16 protein-coding genes are annotated in these 15,233 nt (G+C 61.2%); 5 read left to right on the top strand and 11 right to left on the bottom strand.

The annotated features are described in order from the left end of the window. The 11 genes from Q8K05_RS06940 to Q8K05_RS06890 all read right to left on the bottom strand — a co-directional run. Window positions 1–605 (bottom strand): acyclic terpene utilization AtuA family protein (locus tag Q8K05_RS06940; protein WP_305245777.1); only part of this gene is annotated, 605 nt, incomplete at its 3' end. Window positions 606–744: 139 nt separating this feature from the next. Then, on the bottom strand, window positions 745–1,917 hold the full coding sequence (locus Q8K05_RS06935) for an aldose epimerase family protein (RefSeq protein WP_305245776.1): 1,173 nt from the start codon (window positions 1,915–1,917) through the stop codon (window positions 745–747). 31 nt (window positions 1,918–1,948) lie between these two features. Next, window positions 1,949–2,830 carry a 2-hydroxy-3-oxopropionate reductase gene (gene glxR / locus Q8K05_RS06930; protein WP_305245775.1) on the bottom strand — a complete coding sequence of 294 codons (882 nt, stop codon included), beginning with the start codon at window positions 2,828–2,830 and terminating at the stop codon, window positions 1,949–1,951. Between the two features lie 38 nt (window positions 2,831–2,868). Further along, window positions 2,869–3,651, bottom strand: a complete 783-nt coding sequence (garL, locus tag Q8K05_RS06925) for a 2-dehydro-3-deoxyglucarate aldolase (RefSeq protein ID WP_305245774.1) — start codon at window positions 3,649–3,651, stop codon at window positions 2,869–2,871. 59 nt (window positions 3,652–3,710) lie between these two features. Beyond that, the gene (gene garD / locus Q8K05_RS06920) at window positions 3,711–5,300 is read right to left on the bottom strand and encodes a galactarate dehydratase (RefSeq protein WP_305245773.1); all 1,590 of its coding nucleotides are present in this window, start codon (window positions 5,298–5,300) and stop codon (window positions 3,711–3,713) included. A 4-nt stretch (window positions 5,301–5,304) separates the two neighbouring features. Continuing rightward, window positions 5,305–6,573 carry a glucarate dehydratase family protein gene (locus Q8K05_RS06915; protein WP_305245772.1) on the bottom strand — a complete coding sequence of 423 codons (1,269 nt, stop codon included), beginning with the start codon at window positions 6,571–6,573 and terminating at the stop codon, window positions 5,305–5,307. Window positions 6,574–6,585: 12 nt separating this feature from the next. Then, window positions 6,586–7,869, bottom strand: coding sequence for a TRAP transporter large permease (locus Q8K05_RS06910; protein ID WP_305245771.1), 1,284 nt, complete (start codon window positions 7,867–7,869; stop codon window positions 6,586–6,588). Beyond that, entirely contained in the window at window positions 7,869–8,396 is a 528-nt protein-coding gene (locus Q8K05_RS06905) for a TRAP transporter small permease (RefSeq protein ID WP_305245770.1), read from the bottom strand. Before Q8K05_RS06905 ends, Q8K05_RS06910 begins: the two co-directional genes overlap by 1 nt. A gap of 67 nt (window positions 8,397–8,463) precedes the next feature. Further along, on the bottom strand, window positions 8,464–9,447 hold the full coding sequence (locus Q8K05_RS06900; protein WP_305245769.1) for a TRAP transporter substrate-binding protein: 984 nt from the start codon (window positions 9,445–9,447) through the stop codon (window positions 8,464–8,466). A gap of 23 nt (window positions 9,448–9,470) precedes the next feature. After that, a complete protein-coding gene (locus Q8K05_RS06895; protein ID WP_305245768.1) occupies window positions 9,471–10,391 on the bottom strand; it encodes an SMP-30/gluconolactonase/LRE family protein in 921 nt (306 codons plus the stop codon). Between the two features lie 6 nt (window positions 10,392–10,397). Continuing rightward, window positions 10,398–11,207: an NAD(P)-dependent oxidoreductase gene (locus Q8K05_RS06890; RefSeq protein ID WP_305245767.1), complete on the bottom strand. Its 810-nt coding sequence runs from the start codon at window positions 11,205–11,207 to the stop codon at window positions 10,398–10,400. Between the two features lie 141 nt (window positions 11,208–11,348). Between Q8K05_RS06890 and Q8K05_RS06885 the strand changes: the two genes are divergently transcribed. From Q8K05_RS06885 to Q8K05_RS06865, 5 genes are all read left to right on the top strand, one after another. After that, window positions 11,349–12,191, top strand: coding sequence for a FadR/GntR family transcriptional regulator (locus Q8K05_RS06885; RefSeq protein ID WP_305245766.1), 843 nt, complete (start codon window positions 11,349–11,351; stop codon window positions 12,189–12,191). Window positions 12,192–12,252: 61 nt separating this feature from the next. Beyond that, window positions 12,253–13,605, top strand: a complete 1,353-nt coding sequence (gudD, locus tag Q8K05_RS06880) for a glucarate dehydratase (protein WP_305245765.1) — start codon at window positions 12,253–12,255, stop codon at window positions 13,603–13,605. Window positions 13,606–13,856: 251 nt separating this feature from the next. After that, the gene (locus Q8K05_RS06875; RefSeq protein WP_305245764.1) at window positions 13,857–14,180 is read left to right on the top strand and encodes a helix-turn-helix domain-containing protein; all 324 of its coding nucleotides are present in this window, start codon (window positions 13,857–13,859) and stop codon (window positions 14,178–14,180) included. A 255-nt stretch (window positions 14,181–14,435) separates the two neighbouring features. Next, a complete protein-coding gene (gene grpE / locus Q8K05_RS06870; RefSeq protein ID WP_305245763.1) occupies window positions 14,436–14,996 on the top strand; it encodes a nucleotide exchange factor GrpE in 561 nt (186 codons plus the stop codon). A 142-nt stretch (window positions 14,997–15,138) separates the two neighbouring features. Further along, a partial coding sequence (locus Q8K05_RS06865) for an Hsp70 family protein (protein ID WP_305245778.1) occupies window positions 15,139–15,233 on the top strand: 95 nt, incomplete at its 3' end.

The raw sequence follows: 15,233 nt of genomic DNA, 5'->3' as shown, positions 1-15,233 counted from the left end.
TGCCCGACCACCGTGCCCTGACCCATCTTTTGCCAATCCAACATGGACCAGTCGAACTCATGGATCAGAGGGGCGAGAAACAAGGCGGGATCGGCGACACGTCCAGTGATGACCACATCTGCGCCCAAACGAAGGGCTCTCACCAGGGCCTCGGCGCCGATATAGGCATTCGCTGAAAGCACGGAGTTCCCAAGAGACTGCAGCGGTGCGCCACTCTCCATGATGGTCAACTTGTGATCATGGATGCGCGGCAACACATCGTCGCCCTCGACCACCGCCACCTTCAAGCGGTCCAATCCCAGCTCCCGTGCGATGTTGATGACTTCCTGTCCGGCAGCCTGGGGATTTGCGGCCCCCATGTTGGTGATGATCTTCACCCCCTTGCCGACGCATGAAAGCAGCACGGCCTCCATGCGGTCCCTGAGCAAGGGATCAAAACCCAGACGGGCATCCTTGCTCCGCTCCAGCTGGGCCAAGGCGATCGTGCGCTCCGCCAGGCACTCGAACACCAGATAGTCCAGGTCGCCCTTTTCTGCCAGCTCTACGGCGGGAGGAATGCGGTCACCCGAGTAGCCGGCGCCAGCACCAATGCGGATGGTCTTCATGGAATGGTCTTTCACACGTATCCCTATTTCGAAGTACAACGTGACAAGGTCGCGCCAGACGAACTATGAAGGAAGCAAAGGTCCCTGTAAATTCGAAACTTGAATGGGAGCAAAAGAAAAATCGAGTTTTGTTGGTGTGTCAAGTAATTCGGGTCACCGATGCTGGCGTTGTACTCAGGCCCTGGCAGCAGCAGTCGGGCTCGGTGCCGAAGCGGTAAACCGTGCTGCCGGCCCGGGGTTGGCCCGGCAGGTACAGCGCCGAAGGAAAAGCCGGGCAATTGGGCGCATTCGGATAGCCCTGGGGTTCAAAACATAAACCTTGCTGCGGAAAATAAGCCCGGCCGCATTTTCCCGGGCCGCCCGGCAGGGGTTCGAGCGGCAACATTCCGGTGTAGAACTGCATGGCCGGCTCGGTGGACCAGACTTCCATCACTCGTCCGGTTTGCGGCGCCCTGATACAGGCACACAGGGCCAGCCCTTCAGGCTCGGAACGATTCACCAGAAAGCAATCGTCGTAGCCGTCCAGTTGGTCGCCGTCAGGGGAAGCCGACACTGGCGCGCGCGGCAAGCCGCGCACCTGCTCGCCCAGCACAGTGGGCCGGCGTAAATCAAAAAGTGTGTTGTCCACGGGCAGTATTTCGCCCGTAGCTATCACCTCTGGCGTCATGGCCAGGTAACGATCCGCGAAAATCATCACCTCATGATTCAAAGCGCTGCCGCTGGACTCGCCATTGAGGTTGAAAAAAGCGTGGGGCGTAAAGCTGGCGACGGTCGGCTTGTCCAGCGCCACCGCTGCATAGTCCAGCGCCAGTTCATTGGTTTCGAGCAAGCGGTAGGTGAGCCGAAGCGCCAGCGTGCCGGGGAAGCCCTCTTCCCCGTCGGCAAACACATAGCGCATTTCCACGCTGGAAGGGCTGGTTTGCACCGCATCGAATACCTGAAAACGCGAGCCCCGGAATCCGCCGTGCAGGCAATGCCGGCCGTTGTTGGCGCCCAGCAGGTGCTGCGTTCCGTCCAGCGTGAAGCGGGCATTGCCAATACGTCCGGCATACCGCCCGATGAAGGCGCCCATGGATGGCGAGCCGCCCATGACGCCCTCCAGACTGTCATAGCCCAGGACCACGTCATCCAGGCGACCGTGCCGGTCGGGCACCAGGACCTGTTCGATTTTGGCGCCGTAATTGGTGATGCCCACGACCATGCCCGCGGCATTGCGCAAGGTGAACAAGCGGACCGGCTTGGCGTCCATCTCGCGCTCAAAGCGTGCCGGATCCAGCAATTGGGCGGCCGGCAACAATGAAGAAGGCGTCATGACAACAAAACCATCGTTCCCCGGACCAGATTCAGGCGACCTCGTGATTGGCCATGATTTCCAGGCTGCGCACCAGCGCGGAATGGTCCAGGTCCTGCATGCCGTTGGCGGCGCAGACCTGCATCAACTGGGCGGCACCAGCGGTTTGCGGCAAGGCCACGCCCAGGGCGCGGGCTCCGGCCAGGGCCAGGCTCAAATCCTTCTGGTGCAGGCCGATCCGGAAGCCCGGGTTGAAAGTTCGCTTGATCATGCGTTCGCCGTGGACCTCCAGAATGCGCGAAGCCGCAAATCCGCCCATCAGCGCCTGGCGCACTTTGGCGGGGTCGGCCCCTGCTTTGCTGGCAAACAACAGGGCTTCACCAACAGCCGCAATGTTCAGCGCGACGATGATTTGGTTGGCCACCTTGCAGGTTTGACCGTCGCCGTTGCCGCCCACCAGCGTGATGTTTTTACCCATCAACTCGAACAGCGGCTTGACCCGTTCAAACGCGGCGTCAGGCCCGCCGACCATGATGGTCAGGCTTCCCGCCTTGGCGCCAACTTCGCCACCGGACACCGGTGCATCAAGATAGTCACAACCGAGCGCATTGATTTTTTGGGAAAACCCCTTGGTTTCCATCGGCGAGATCGAGCTCATGTCCACGACGGTTTTGCCTTTGCTGAGGCCGCTGGCCACGCCCTCATCGCCAAACAGGACAGCTGCCACATCCGGCGTGTCGGGCAACATCAAAAAGATGATGTCGGCTTTTTCCGCGACCTCTTTGGCTGAGCGGCAGGCTGTCGCCTGGCCGGTCAGCAGGTCTGCGGGAACCTTGCTCCGGGTATGGAGGAACACTTCATGCCCCGCCGCGATCAGGTGTGCGGCCATTGGCGCACCCATGATGCCCAGGCCGATAAATCCAAGTTTGCTCATTGCATGACTCCAGTCAGAATTTAAAAAGAATTGGGTGTTCAGCTGCAATAGCGGTCGCACAAGGCCTGCGTGGCCGAGCGGAACGCGCCCAGGTCGCTGCCGACACCGACAAAAGTCGCCCCCATTTCCATGTACCGGCGCGCATCAGGCTCGGCCGGCGCCAGGATGCCGGTGGGCTTGCCGCAGGCTTTGGCATCGGCAAACACGGCAGCAATGGCGGCCTGCACGTCAGGATGGCCGGCGTTTCCGAGGTGGCCCAGACCCGCTGCCAGGTCGGAGGGGCCAACGAAAACACAGTCCACGCCGTCCAGCGCGGCAATTTCGCGGGTAGCCGCCACACCGGCCTGGCTTTCAATTTGCACCATCACGCAGATGTGCTCGTTGATCGACTTGAAGTAATCGGGCACCGTGCCATAGCAGTTGCTGCGCTGTGAAATGGAAACGCCGCGAATGCCCTGTGGCGGGTAGCGTGTGGCAGCGACTGCGCGCCGCGCTTCATCGGCGCTTTCGACAAAAGGAATCAGGAAGTTGTAAAAGCCGGCATCCAGCAAGCGCTTGATCTCGACCGCGTCATTGCAGGTGGGCCGCACCACCGGCGCGCTCATGCTGTCCTTGAGGGCCATCAGCTGCGGAATAAAGGTGGACACGTCGTTGGGCGAATGCTCGCCGTCCAGCAGTATCCAGTCAAAACCGGCCACGCCCAGCACCTCGGTGGTGATGGCGCTGGACAGCGACGACCAGCAGCCGATCAGTTTTTTGCCGGCCAGCAGGTCGCGCTTGAAACTATTGGGAAAGGATTGGTAGGGACTGGGTCGTGTCATGGGAGCTCACTTGCAAGTTAGAGGAAGTCGTTGGCAGTCGCTGGAAGTCGCTGGCGGGTTCAGGTGATGGGCGCTGGATTGAACAGCACCAGCGCGTTGTGCAGCTTCCAGTGCTCGGCCCAGGTTTTCTTGCGGCCGCTGGCCACTTCAAGCATGAGGTGGAACAGCTCCCAGCCCACGTCTTCGATCGTGGCGTCGCCATCGGCAATACGGCCCGCGTTGATGTCCATCAGGTCGTGCCAGCGCCGGGCCAGATCGCTGCGGGTTGCCACCTTGATGACCGGCACCTCGGCCAGTCCATAGGGTGTGCCGCGGCCCGTCGTGAAGACGTGCAGGTTCATGCCGGCCGCGAGCTGCAGCGTGCCGCAGATGAAGTCGCTGGCCGGTGTCGCGGCAAATATCAGGCCGTTTTTCAAGCCTTTTTTCCTGAGCCTTTCACCGGGCGACAAGACGCCGCTGATGGGCGCGCTGCCGGACTTGACGATGGAGCCCATGGCCTTTTCAACGATGTTGGACAAGCCGCCTTGCTTGTTGCCCGGCGTGGTGTTGGCACTGCGGTCCACCTGGCCTTTTTGCAGGTAGGCGTCGTACCAGGCCATTTCACGAATCATCGCTTCGGCAATCTCTGGCGTGCTGGCACGGGCCGTCAGCTGGTCGATGCCGTCGCGCACCTCGGTCACCTCGGAAAACAGCACGGTGGCGCCAGCGCGCACCAGCAAGTCAGTGGCAAAGCCAAGCGCCGGATTGGCCGTGACCCCCGAAAATGCATCGCTGCCGCCGCACTGCACGCCCACCACCAGCTCGCTGGCGGGTACGGTTTCGCGCTGGCGCGCATTAAGCCGCTCAAGGTGCAACTCGGCCGTTTTCATGATCGAGTCGATCATCGACATGAAGCCGACATGGTGCTCGGACTGCAGGCACACCACATCGAGTGGCACTTCGGCGCTGACGCCGACATCAGCAACGTTGCGCTCGTCCACAATCTGAAAGCTGCCCGGCGGCAACAGGCGCTCGGGCTGCAGCTTCTCGCAGCCCAGGCTGACCACCATGACCTCGCCACCAAAGTTGGGGTTGAGCGTGATGTTGCGCAGGGTGCGGATCGGGATGACCGCATCCGGCGCATCAATCGCAACGCCGCATCCGTAGCTGTGCTCCAGGCCCACCACGTCGTCCACCTTCGGGAAACGCGGCAGCAGCTCGTCCTTGATGCGTTTGACGGCAAACGCGACCACGCCGGCCACGCATTGCACGGTGGTGGTAATGGCCAGGATGTTGCGGCTGCCCACGGAGCCGTCCGGGTTGCGGTAGCCCTCAAAGGTGTAGCCCTGCAGCGGCGGCATCGACTCTATCTGCGCCGTCGCGATGGGCAGGTCGTCCAGCCCGCGCGCGCCCGGCATCTCCAGCAGTCGCTCGTGCACCCAGCTGCCGGCCGCAATGTCCTTGCGGGCGTAGCCGATCGGCACGTTGTAACGGCGTACTGCTGCGCCTTGGGCAATGTCCAGCAGCGCCACCTTGTGCCCCTGCGGCACACGCTCGATGAGACACAGCCCGTCAGCGAAAGTGGCGCCGGCCGGCAGGCCACCGTCGTTGGCGACGATGGCCACGTTGTCCAGCGCATGCATCCGGATATGGAGAGGAACAGTTGACATGGGCTCAGAACCTTGGTTTGACCTGCTGCCAGTCGGGCCGAAAGCGCTGCATCTGCGCCACGTCATTGCGGGTGCGGATACGGCAACGCTGATAGGCCTCGTTCAACTCGGCCAGCTTGTCGCGGTCGAGTTCCACACCCAAGCCGGGTTTGTCGGTCAAATGCACGCACCCGCCGGTGATCGGCACTTTGCCACCCACCAGAATCTCGTCGCTCTGCCACGGATAGTGCGTGTCGCAGGCATAGCTCAGGTGGTGCACCGATGCGGCCAGGTGCGTCATGGCCATCAAGCTGATGCCCAAGTGCGAGTTCGAGTGCATCGACAAGCCAAGGCCGAACGTACTGCAGGTGCGTGCCAGCGCTTGCGTGGCGCGCAGGCCGCCCCAGTAATGGTGGTCGGACAGCAGTATCTGCACGGCATTGAGTTCCACACTGCGGCGCAATTCAGCCCAGTTGGTGACAACCATGTTCGTGGCCAGCGGCAGGCCGGTGGCGCGGTGCAGTTGGGCCATGCCTTCCAGCGTGGGCGTGGGGTCTTCGTAATATTCCAGGCAACCGGCCAGCTTCTCGGCCACACGCAAGCTGGTCGCCAGCGACCAATTGCTGTTGGGGTCGATGCGCAGCTGGTGCTTCGGGAAAGCGGCCTTGAGTGCCAGCACGGCATCCGCTTCTTCCATGGGGTCAAACACGCCGGCCTTGAGCTTGATGCTCTCAAAACCATATTGGTCGATCATCTGTCGCGCCTGCTGCACGATCTGCTGCGGGTTGACAGCCTCGCCATACGGGTCAGGCGCGTACTCCGAATCGACCGATGCATCCCACTTGTAGAACAGGTAGGCCGAATAGGCCACCTTGTCACGCACCGCACCGCCCAGCAATTCCACCAGCGGAATACCCAGTGTGCGCGCCTGCAGGTCGAGGAACGCCACCTCGAATGCCGAGAAGGCGCTGTTCACGAGATTGCTGCCGAGCGAACCGGGTGCCAGCTCCATCTCAACGGAGCCAGCTGCCTGCACTGCCGGTGCCTGGGCAAGCACGCGCGCCCACAGGCCATTGACATCAAACGGACTCAGCCCAACCAGGCTGCCACGGGTTTTCAGCAACAAATCCAGCACAGGGGCATCGCCATAGGTTTCGCCCAGGCCAATCTGTCCGTCAGCGCCCTCCACCTCGATGATGGAGCGCAGGCCAAAGGGCTCGTGCACGCCGGCGGCGTTGAGTAAGGGCGGGTCCTTGATGGCGATCGGAGTCACCCGCACTGCAACAATCTTCATGGACTTTCCCGGTTATTTCAAGAGGACGCTCGGCAGCCACAGCGACAGTGCGGGGACGTAGGTCACCGCCAGCAGCACCAGCAGCAGCGCGCCAAAGAAGGGGTACAGCGCCTTGACGACCTTTTCGATGGGCAGCTTGGCCACCGCCGCGCCTACAAACAGCACGCCGCCCACAGGAGGCGTGATCAGGCCCATGCCCAGGTTGACCATCATGATCATGCCGAAATGGACCGGATCGACGCCCATCGCTGTGACGACGGGCAGCAGGATGGGTGTCATGATCAGGATCAGCGGTGCCATGTCCATCAGGGTGCCCAGGACCAGCAGCAGCACGTTGATCATCATCAGCACGACGTATTTGTTGCTGGAAATGCTGGTGAACAAGGCGGTGATCTGCTGCGGAATCTGCATCATCGTCATGATGTAGCCGAAACTCGCCGCAAAGCCGATCAGGATCATCACGATGGCCAGCGTCTTGACCGTGCGGTGGACCAGCTTGGGCAACTCGTTCCATTTGTAGTCGCGGTAAATGAACATCGTGACAAAGAAGGCCCAGAGCACGGCAATCGCGGCCGACTCGGTGGCGGTGAAGATGCCGGACAAGATGCCGCCCAGAATGATCACCATGGTCATCAGGCCCCAGAGTGCGTCCGCGCAGATCTTCAGCGCCTGGCGCATCGGAATACGCTCGCCCTTGGGAAAGTCGCGCTTCTTCGCAATAAAGAGGCACATGACCGCCAGCGTCAGACCCAGCAGCAGCCCCGGCAAAATACCGGCCAGGAACAGGGCGGCAATCGACACGCCGCCGCCCGCTGCCAGCGAATAGATCACGGCATTGTGGCTCGGTGGAATCAGAATGGCCTGCACCGAGCCGCTGACCGTCACGGCGGTGGCGAAGTCACGCGGGTAGCCCTTTTTTTCCATCTCGGGAATCAGCACCGAGCCGATGGAAGCGGTATCGGCCATCGACGAGCCCGAAATCGCGCCGAAGAAGGTCGAAGCCAGGATGTTGACCAGCGACAGGCCACCCCGGATAAAGCCGACCAGCACGCTGGCAAACGCCACCAGCCGGCGCGACATGCCGCCCTCGGCCATGATGGCACCGGCCAGCACGAAAAAGGGAATGGCCAGCAGCGAGAACTTGTTCACCCCGCTGGCAATCGAAATCATGATGGCATCGAGCGGAATGTCTATCCACCAGGCGCCAATCAGCGCGGACAAGCCCAGGGCGTAGGCCACCGGCATGCCGATAATCATCAGCCCCAGGAAAGAGCCCAGCAGTACAAAAGCATCCATCAGACGGCTCCAGCTTCAATTTTTTCGTGGTCAAACGTCACCACCTCACGTTGGCCCTGGTAGCCCAGAAACATGTGTTCCAGAATGAACACCAGCGTCAGCACGCCACCCAGCGGGACTGGCAGGTAAGTCGCACCGACCGGCATCCAGGGCAGATCCCCGATGGTCTGGCCCCAGGTTCCGAGGGACAGCCTGAAACCGTAAAACGTCATGAACACCGCCACGGCCAGCATCAACAGATCCACCAGACGGGCGCACAGGCGCCGCAAGCGGGCGGGCAAGCGACCGGTAATCATGGCCACGGCAATATGGGCGCCGGCACGGTAGGTGGCCGCCGCGCCAAAAAAGGTAAACACCACCATCAGCAGGATGGCGATCGGTTCTGGCCACTGGGAGCCGGTGCCCAGCACATAGCGGGCAAAAATGCCCCAGGGAATGATCAGCGACATCACAAAAACCGAGGCACCGGAAATCCAGATGCAGGCGAGGTAGAGGATGTCGTTGAAACGCAGGATGGAATTTTTCATGGCGGTATCCGGTCGGACGAAACCGGGGCTACCGCTTCTTGCGACAGTCCCGGTTTCGTCGCAGGTCTTACTTGGTGGCGTCGATACGCGTCATCAGTTCTGCGAATTTCTGGCCATACTTGGCACGGACCGGGGCGGTGGCATCAAAGAAGAGTTTCTGGTCCACCGGCACGAACTCAACGCCTGCGGCCTTGAGCTTGGCGGTGTAATCAGCCACGCTCTTGTCCCACAGCACGCGTTGCTCCATCTGGGCTTCGCGGGCGACTTTCTTCATCAGCGCCTTGTCTTGCTCAGACAGCTTGTCCCAGGTCACCTTGGAGATCACCAGCAGTTCCGGAATGATCAGGTGGTTGGTCTGGGCGTAGTACTTCATGCCCGTCGTGTAATGGTTGGAGGTGAAAAAGCTGGGGGGATTGTTTTCCGCCCCGTCAATCACACCGGTCTGCAGCGCACTGAACACCTCGCCGTAAGCCATCGAAATGCCGTTGCCGCCCATTGCATTCATGGTGTCCACGAACAAGGGGTTGCCCATCATGCGGACCTTGATACCCTTCATGTCAGCCGGCGTCTTGACCAGTTTCTTGGTGTACAGGCTGCGGGCACCGCCGTCCATCCAGCCCAGGGCGACCAGACGGGCCGGGCTGTTGGTGACTTTTTCCAGCAATTCGGCGCCAATCGGGCCGTCAATCACGGCGCGCATGTGGGCGATGTCACGGAACACGAAGGGCATGTTGAACACATCCACATCGGGCGCGACCGGACCAACCACGCCCAGGGAAATGCGGGCAATCTGGATGGCGCCAATCTGGACCTGCTCAACGGCTTCTTTTTCCTGGCCCAGGACAGCGCCCGGGAACATCTGCATCTTGATGCGGCCGTTGGTGGCGGCATCCAGTTTTTTACCCATGTTCTCGACTGCGACCACGGTGGGGTAACCCGCCGGATGGGTATCAACGGCCTTGAGCACCATCTTCTGTGCCAGGGCACCGAAGGAGGCGGAAAGTGCGACAGCTGCAACAGCGGCGGCGACAAAATTTCTACGGAAAGTCATGGTTGTCTCCTTGAAGGACCAGGTTAAAAGTTATGAACAGGAACAGGTGAAAAAATCGGCTCGGGCAGTCCGCGCACGCCGGGGCGCAACGCAAACACACCGCCGGCCAGCGGCTGGTCAGATAAATCGATGCCTTCGGGGCGAATCGATGTCACGAACAGGGTGTCGAGGCCGGCGCCGCCAAAGGCGCACATGGCCGGTTTCTTGACCGGAACGGCCAGCGAGCGGTCGAGCTTGCCGTCGGGCGTGAAGCGGTGCACCAGCCCGGCGTCGTTGCCGCAGATCCAGTAGCAGCCGTCGGCATCGACCGCCGCGCCATCGGGCCGTCCGGGCAACGGGGTCATGTCGATGAAAAGGCGGCGATTGGACGGCAGTCCGGTCTCGGGGTCATAGTCAAAGGCCCAGACCGACTGCACCGAAGGATGCGAGTCCGACAGGTACATGGTGCGGCCATCGGGGCTGAAGGCCATGCCGTTGGGCGTGATGAAACCGTCGAGCAGCTTGGTCAATCCACTCTCTTTTTCATAGCTATAAACACAGCCCACGCTTGCGCCAGCAGCCATATTCATCAACATCGTGCCGGCCAGGAAGCGGCCCTGCCGGTCGCAGCGGCCATCATTGAAGCGCATGCCGGGCATGGCGTGGCTGACGGGCGCCAGGCTTTTAAAGCTCAGTTGTCCGTCGTCCCGAAGTTCGAGCTGGAACAGACCGCTCTCTGCGCCGGCAATCCAGGTGTTTGCCGATGTTGTCATCGCAACGCAGGCGAGCATTTCAGGCGCCAGCCAGCTAGCGAACTGCCCGGTTGCCGGCGTCCAGCGGCACAGCTTGCGCGCCGGAATATCAACCCAGTACAACGCCTGCTCGGCGCCGTGCCAGACCAGGCTTTCACCCGTTCCGTTGCGCGCGTCGAGCACCAGCTCTGCTTTTATAAAGTCGCTGTTCATGATTATTCAGTCGCCAAACGGTCCGGCCACCACAAAGCCGCCGCCCTGGTACTGGGCGACCGGATCGTTCAGGTCCGGGTTCGTGGTGCGTGCATAAACGGCGTCGCGGAACACGTCCGAGCTGTCCTGCGGCACATAACCAATGTGGCGTGCGCGGCTGTTGTCCCACCAGGTCACGGCGTTGTCGGACATGCCAAAGATGATGCTGTGGCCCAGCACCGGCGTGGTCAGGCAAGCCGTGATCAGGCGGTGCAGGTCGTCAAAGCTCAGCCAGGTGGCCAGCATGCGGCGGTCCTTGGGCTCGGGAAACGAGGAGCCGATGCGCACGCAGGCGGTTTCGATGCCGTAGCGGTCAAAGTAAAAGCGCGACAGGTCTTCCCCGAAAGCCTTGCTCAGGCCATACATGCCATCGGGTCGGGCCGGGTGGTCGGCGGTGATGGTTTCGTCCTGCCGGTAAAAGCCCGTCACATGGTTGGAACTGGCAAACACCACCCGCTTGACGCCATGCTTGCGGGCAGCCTCATAGAGGTTGTAAACGCCCAGGATATTGGCCTGAAGGATAGGGCCGAACGGCCCTTCGACCGACATGCCGCCCAGGTGAACGATGGCATCCACGCCCTCGACCATGGCGTCCACTGCGGCGGCATCCGCCAGATCGGCCAGAATGATTTCTTCACCGTCGACGGCTCCCCCGAAAGCCTGAACATCGGACAGGCGCAGGATGGAACAATTGGCTTTGAGACGCTCTCGCAAGGCTTTACCCAACCCACCTGCTGCGCCGGTCAACAGCAGCTTTTCGTGAACTTTGATCGTCATTTTTTTTGGGTTCCCGTGTTGTCGTAAAACACTGGACTTTTCCATCAGGTTTGTTAGAGTCAATCCACTTAAACATCAGTCATACGTTGTCTGATGACATGAATTTTCAGTTTCGCTCTTTGGCCTGTCAACCATTTTTTTATGAACTCAAGGAAAACCCCTAGTCATTTCGAAACCGCTGCGGCACCGTTCCTGGATCCGGCGCGGCGCGCCCGCCGTCCGCGCGGACTGGTGGATGAAATCGTGGAAACGCTCGCGACGAGCATCCGCGAGGGCCCGCTTCAGCCGGGCGACAAACTGCCGACGGAAGCTGAAATCATGGTGCGTTTTGACGTCAGCCGCACCGTGGTGCGCGAGTCGCTGTCCAAGCTCCAGGCCTCCGGGCTGGTCGAAACCCGGCACGGCATTGGCACGTTTGTGCTGCCGCCGCAGGAGGTCGGCAACTTCAAGATAACCGCTGAAGACTTTGCCACCGTGGCCGACGTCATTTCGGTGCTTGAGTTGCGCATCAGCCTTGAAACCGAGGCTGCCGGCCTTGCAGCCCAAAGAAGGAAACCGGAAAATCTTATCGCGCTGGAGGCTGCCTTGCATGCCTTTCACGATTCCATCAGCCGGGACTCTGACGCGGTGCCGCCCGACTTCCAGTTTCACATGGAAGTCGCCCGCTCCACCGGCAACCGGCACTTTGCCGACCTGATGACCTACCTGGGCACCATGATCATTCCGCGCACCCGCGTCAACACGGCACACAACGCACCGGAAGGCCGCTTGAATTACCTGCAGCGCGTCAACAGCGAGCACGAAAGCATTTACATCGCGATTCGCGACCAGGATGCCGAGGCAGCGCGCGCCGCCATGCGCACCCATTTGTCCAACAGCCGGGAACGCCTGCGCCGGGGCAGCAATGCGCACACCACGCAGACGCCTGGCGGTGTTGTTGATGCGCCTGTGACGAGCCCGATGGCGGCAAGCACGCTTGCATAGACAATATTCTAGTTGTACGATGTCCGATCAATAAACCGATCAACCTCTTACAAAACCCGGCATGCCTGCCTTCAAAACCCCATCCTCCGCCCAAACGCCACGAATCACCCGGGTACAGGTGATTCCTGTCGCCGGACAAGACAGCATGCTGCTCAACCTGAGCGGCGCGCACGGCCCGTTTTTCACCCGCAACCTGCTGATCCTGACCGACAGTTCCGGGCGCACCGGCGTGGGCGAGGTTCCGGGCGGTGAAAAAATCCGCAGCACGCTGGAAGACGCGCGCGAACTGATCGAGGGAAAATCGATTGGCGCATGGAACCAGATCCTGAACACGCTGCGCAGCCGCTTTGCCGAACGCGACAGCGGCGGCCGCGGCAACCAGACCTTTGACCTGCGCGTGACCATTCATGCCGTGACCGCCGTGGAAAGCGCCCTGCTTGATTTGCTGGGCCAGTTTCTGGGCGTTCCCGTGGCGGCCCTGCTCGGGGAAGGCCAGCAGCGCGACTCGGTCGCCATGCTGGGCTATCTTTTCTACATCGCGGACCGAAAGCAGACCGATCTGGCCTACGCCTCGGCGCCCGATGCCAGCGACGACTGGCTGCGCCTGCGCCACGAGCCCGCCATGAATGCCGAATCCATCGTGGCGCTGGCCGAAGCAGCCTACCAGCGCTACGGCTTCAAGGACTTCAAACTCAAGGGCGGCGTGCTGCGCGGCGAAGAAGAGATGGACGCCATCATCGCCCTGTCGGAGCGCTTCCCCGAGGCCCGCATCACGCTGGACCCGAACGGCGGCTGGCTGCTCAAGGATGCGGTGCGGCTGTGCCGTGACCGCCACAGGGAACTGGCCTACGCCGAAGACCCCTGCGGCGCCGAAGGTGTCTTCTCCGGGCGGGAGGTCATGGCCGAGTTTCGCCGCGCCACCGGCCTGCCGACAGCGACCAACATGGTGGCCACCGACTGGCGCGAACTGGCGCACGCGATTCACTTGCAGTCGGTCGACATCCCGCTGGCAGACCCGCATTTCTGGACCATGCAAGGGTCGGTTCGCGTGGCGCAGATCTGCCAGACCTGGGGGCTGACCTGGGGCTCGCACTCCAACAACCACTTTGACGTTTCGCTGGCCATGTTCACCCACGTCGCAGCCGCCGCGCCGGGCAAGGTCACCGCCATCGACACACACTGGATCTGGCAGGACGGCCAGCGCCTGACCCAAGCGCCGCTGCAGATTGTGGACGGCCGCGTTGCGGTGCCCCGGCAACCGGGCCTGGGCGTCGAACTGGACATGATTGAAGTGGAAAAAGCGCATCAGCTTTACCTCCAGCACGGGCTGGGTGCGCGGGATGACGCCGCCGCCATGCAGTATTTGATTCCGGACTGGAAATTCAACAGCAAGATGCCCTGCATGCTTCGCTGAAAGGCCCTCGCCCTGCAGCACGCCGCCCCTCCCCGCGACGTAGGCCCAATCGCCACCCCAAAGGCTTCGTCCTGGCCGTCCCAGCCGCTGCGAGAGGCCGCCCGCGCCCATATTTTTCAAGAGTTTTAGGCTCGCAGTCCACATGCAGTGGGCGTGAGCAGCTATAAAACTCGTAGCAGGCTGGAATTTGCGTTATATTTGAAGCCAAGCTTCCCGCTTTAAACCCACCTGTGACCAGAGGAGATAACCTGATGAGTGCCAAAGAAAATGCAGCTGTAGGCCAGCTGCTTGAACTGCTGGAATCGCGCTATGCCCTGCGCGTGCTGTGGGCCCTGAAAGACGGCCACCCCCAGACTTTTCGCCTCCTGCAAGACAGCATTGGCAGCATCACGCCCAACACCCTCAATACCCGCATCAAGGAATTGCGTGCGGCCGGCCTGCTGGTGCATGGTGGTGATGGCTACACGGTGACCACGCTGGGCGCGGACCTGCTCAAGCGCCTGAACGACCTGCAGGCGTTTTCCGGGAAATGGGCGACCAGCCAGGCCAAAGCAGCCCTGGTCAAGGCAGACTGAGTTTTACCTGTTTTTCAGTAAAACAGGCCTTGTGCCTGTCTTTTCCGTGGCCTGCTGAACGAGCTTGCTGGGCAAGACACCCGGCCCAGACGGGCACCATTCCCTCCGCAACTGCGGCTCGCGAGAGCCCGCCACTCTGGTGGCGCCTGACACGGCAGAGGGACCTTTTTCTGGCCCACCGCGAATCCCCTGTCTTGAAAAGGGGTTTGCAAGCCCCAGTTATACAAATTATTGGCTTCAATTCTGTCATCCAGCATGTCCAAAAATACACAACCCGAGCAAAACCAACCACTGACCGGTGCCCCCAGCCCTGAAGAGCAGGAAGCCGCCCAGGCGGCCAACGAGTTTGACGCGCAAAACAGCGCGCAGTCCGAGTTGGCGATCCTTCAGGCCAAAAACACCGAGTTGGCCGACAGCTACCTGCGTGCCAAGGCCGAAACCGAAAACGCCCGCCGCCGCGCCGATGACGAAGTGTCCAAGGCGCGCAAATTCGCCCTGGAAAGCTTTGCTGAAAGCCTGCTCCCCGTGGCCGACAGCCTGGAAGCGGCGCTTGCGATCAAGGACGCCACGCTCGAGCAATTCCGCGAAGGCGCAGAAGCCACGCTCAAGCAGCTTAAAAGCGCGCTCGAGCGCAACAAGGTGATCGAGATCAACCCCGCCGCAGGCACCCGGTTTGATCCGCACCAGCACCAGGCAATCAGCATGGTACCTGCCGAGCAGGAAGCCAACACCGTGGTCAGCGTGCTGCAAAAGGGCTACCTGATTGCAGACCGCGTATTGCGCCCGGCCCTGGTCACGGTCACCGCCCCCAAATAAACACAAAAACGTGCTGAGGCCCTTGAAGTTACGGAACTTATCCGCAATTCTTCAACACAGTGATCGCCGAGGCGGTTGAGTCACTGGCCTCGATCATCCAATATTCAACGAAACAAAAAAGCAGGAGTAAATCATGGGATGAATCATCGGCATCGACTTGGGCACCACCAACAGTTGCGTTTCCATCATGGAGGGCAACACCCCCCGCGTTATTGAAAACTCGGAAGGTGCACGCAC

The sequence above is a fragment of the Polaromonas sp. genome (assembly GCF_030682935.1).
GTDB lineage: Bacteria > Pseudomonadota > Gammaproteobacteria > Burkholderiales > Burkholderiaceae_C > Polaromonas.
Note: the sequence above shows the minus strand (reverse complement) of the source record. Positions and strands in the feature narration are given on the sequence as shown.

Bases quoted from the DNA above. Each gene is read 5' to 3' on its own strand.
- Q8K05_RS06900 (WP_305245769.1), bottom strand. From the start codon at position 9,447: ATGACTTTCCGTAGAAATTTTGTCGCCGCCGCTGTTGCAGCTGTCGCA.
- glxR (WP_305245775.1), bottom strand. From the start codon at position 2,830: ATGAGCAAACTTGGATTTATCGGCCTGGGCATCATGGGTGCGCCAATG.
- Q8K05_RS06885 (WP_305245766.1), top strand. From the start codon at position 11,349: ATGAACTCAAGGAAAACCCCTAGTCATTTCGAAACCGCTGCGGCACCG.
- Q8K05_RS06895 (WP_305245768.1), bottom strand. From the start codon at position 10,391: ATGAACAGCGACTTTATAAAAGCAGAGCTGGTGCTCGACGCGCGCAAC.
- Q8K05_RS06910 (WP_305245771.1), bottom strand. From the start codon at position 7,869: ATGGATGCTTTTGTACTGCTGGGCTCTTTCCTGGGGCTGATGATTATC.
- garD (WP_305245773.1), bottom strand. From the start codon at position 5,300: ATGTCAACTGTTCCTCTCCATATCCGGATGCATGCGCTGGACAACGTG.
- garL (WP_305245774.1), bottom strand. From the start codon at position 3,651: ATGACACGACCCAGTCCCTACCAATCCTTTCCCAATAGTTTCAAGCGC.
- Q8K05_RS06935 (WP_305245776.1), bottom strand. From the start codon at position 1,917: ATGACGCCTTCTTCATTGTTGCCGGCCGCCCAATTGCTGGATCCGGCA.
- Q8K05_RS06915 (WP_305245772.1), bottom strand. From the start codon at position 6,573: ATGAAGATTGTTGCAGTGCGGGTGACTCCGATCGCCATCAAGGACCCG.
- Q8K05_RS06890 (WP_305245767.1), bottom strand. From the start codon at position 11,207: ATGACGATCAAAGTTCACGAAAAGCTGCTGTTGACCGGCGCAGCAGGT.
- Q8K05_RS06875 (WP_305245764.1), top strand. From the start codon at position 13,857: ATGAGTGCCAAAGAAAATGCAGCTGTAGGCCAGCTGCTTGAACTGCTG.
- Q8K05_RS06905 (WP_305245770.1), bottom strand. From the start codon at position 8,396: ATGAAAAATTCCATCCTGCGTTTCAACGACATCCTCTACCTCGCCTGC.
- gudD (WP_305245765.1), top strand. From the start codon at position 12,253: ATGCCTGCCTTCAAAACCCCATCCTCCGCCCAAACGCCACGAATCACC.
- grpE (WP_305245763.1), top strand. From the start codon at position 14,436: ATGTCCAAAAATACACAACCCGAGCAAAACCAACCACTGACCGGTGCC.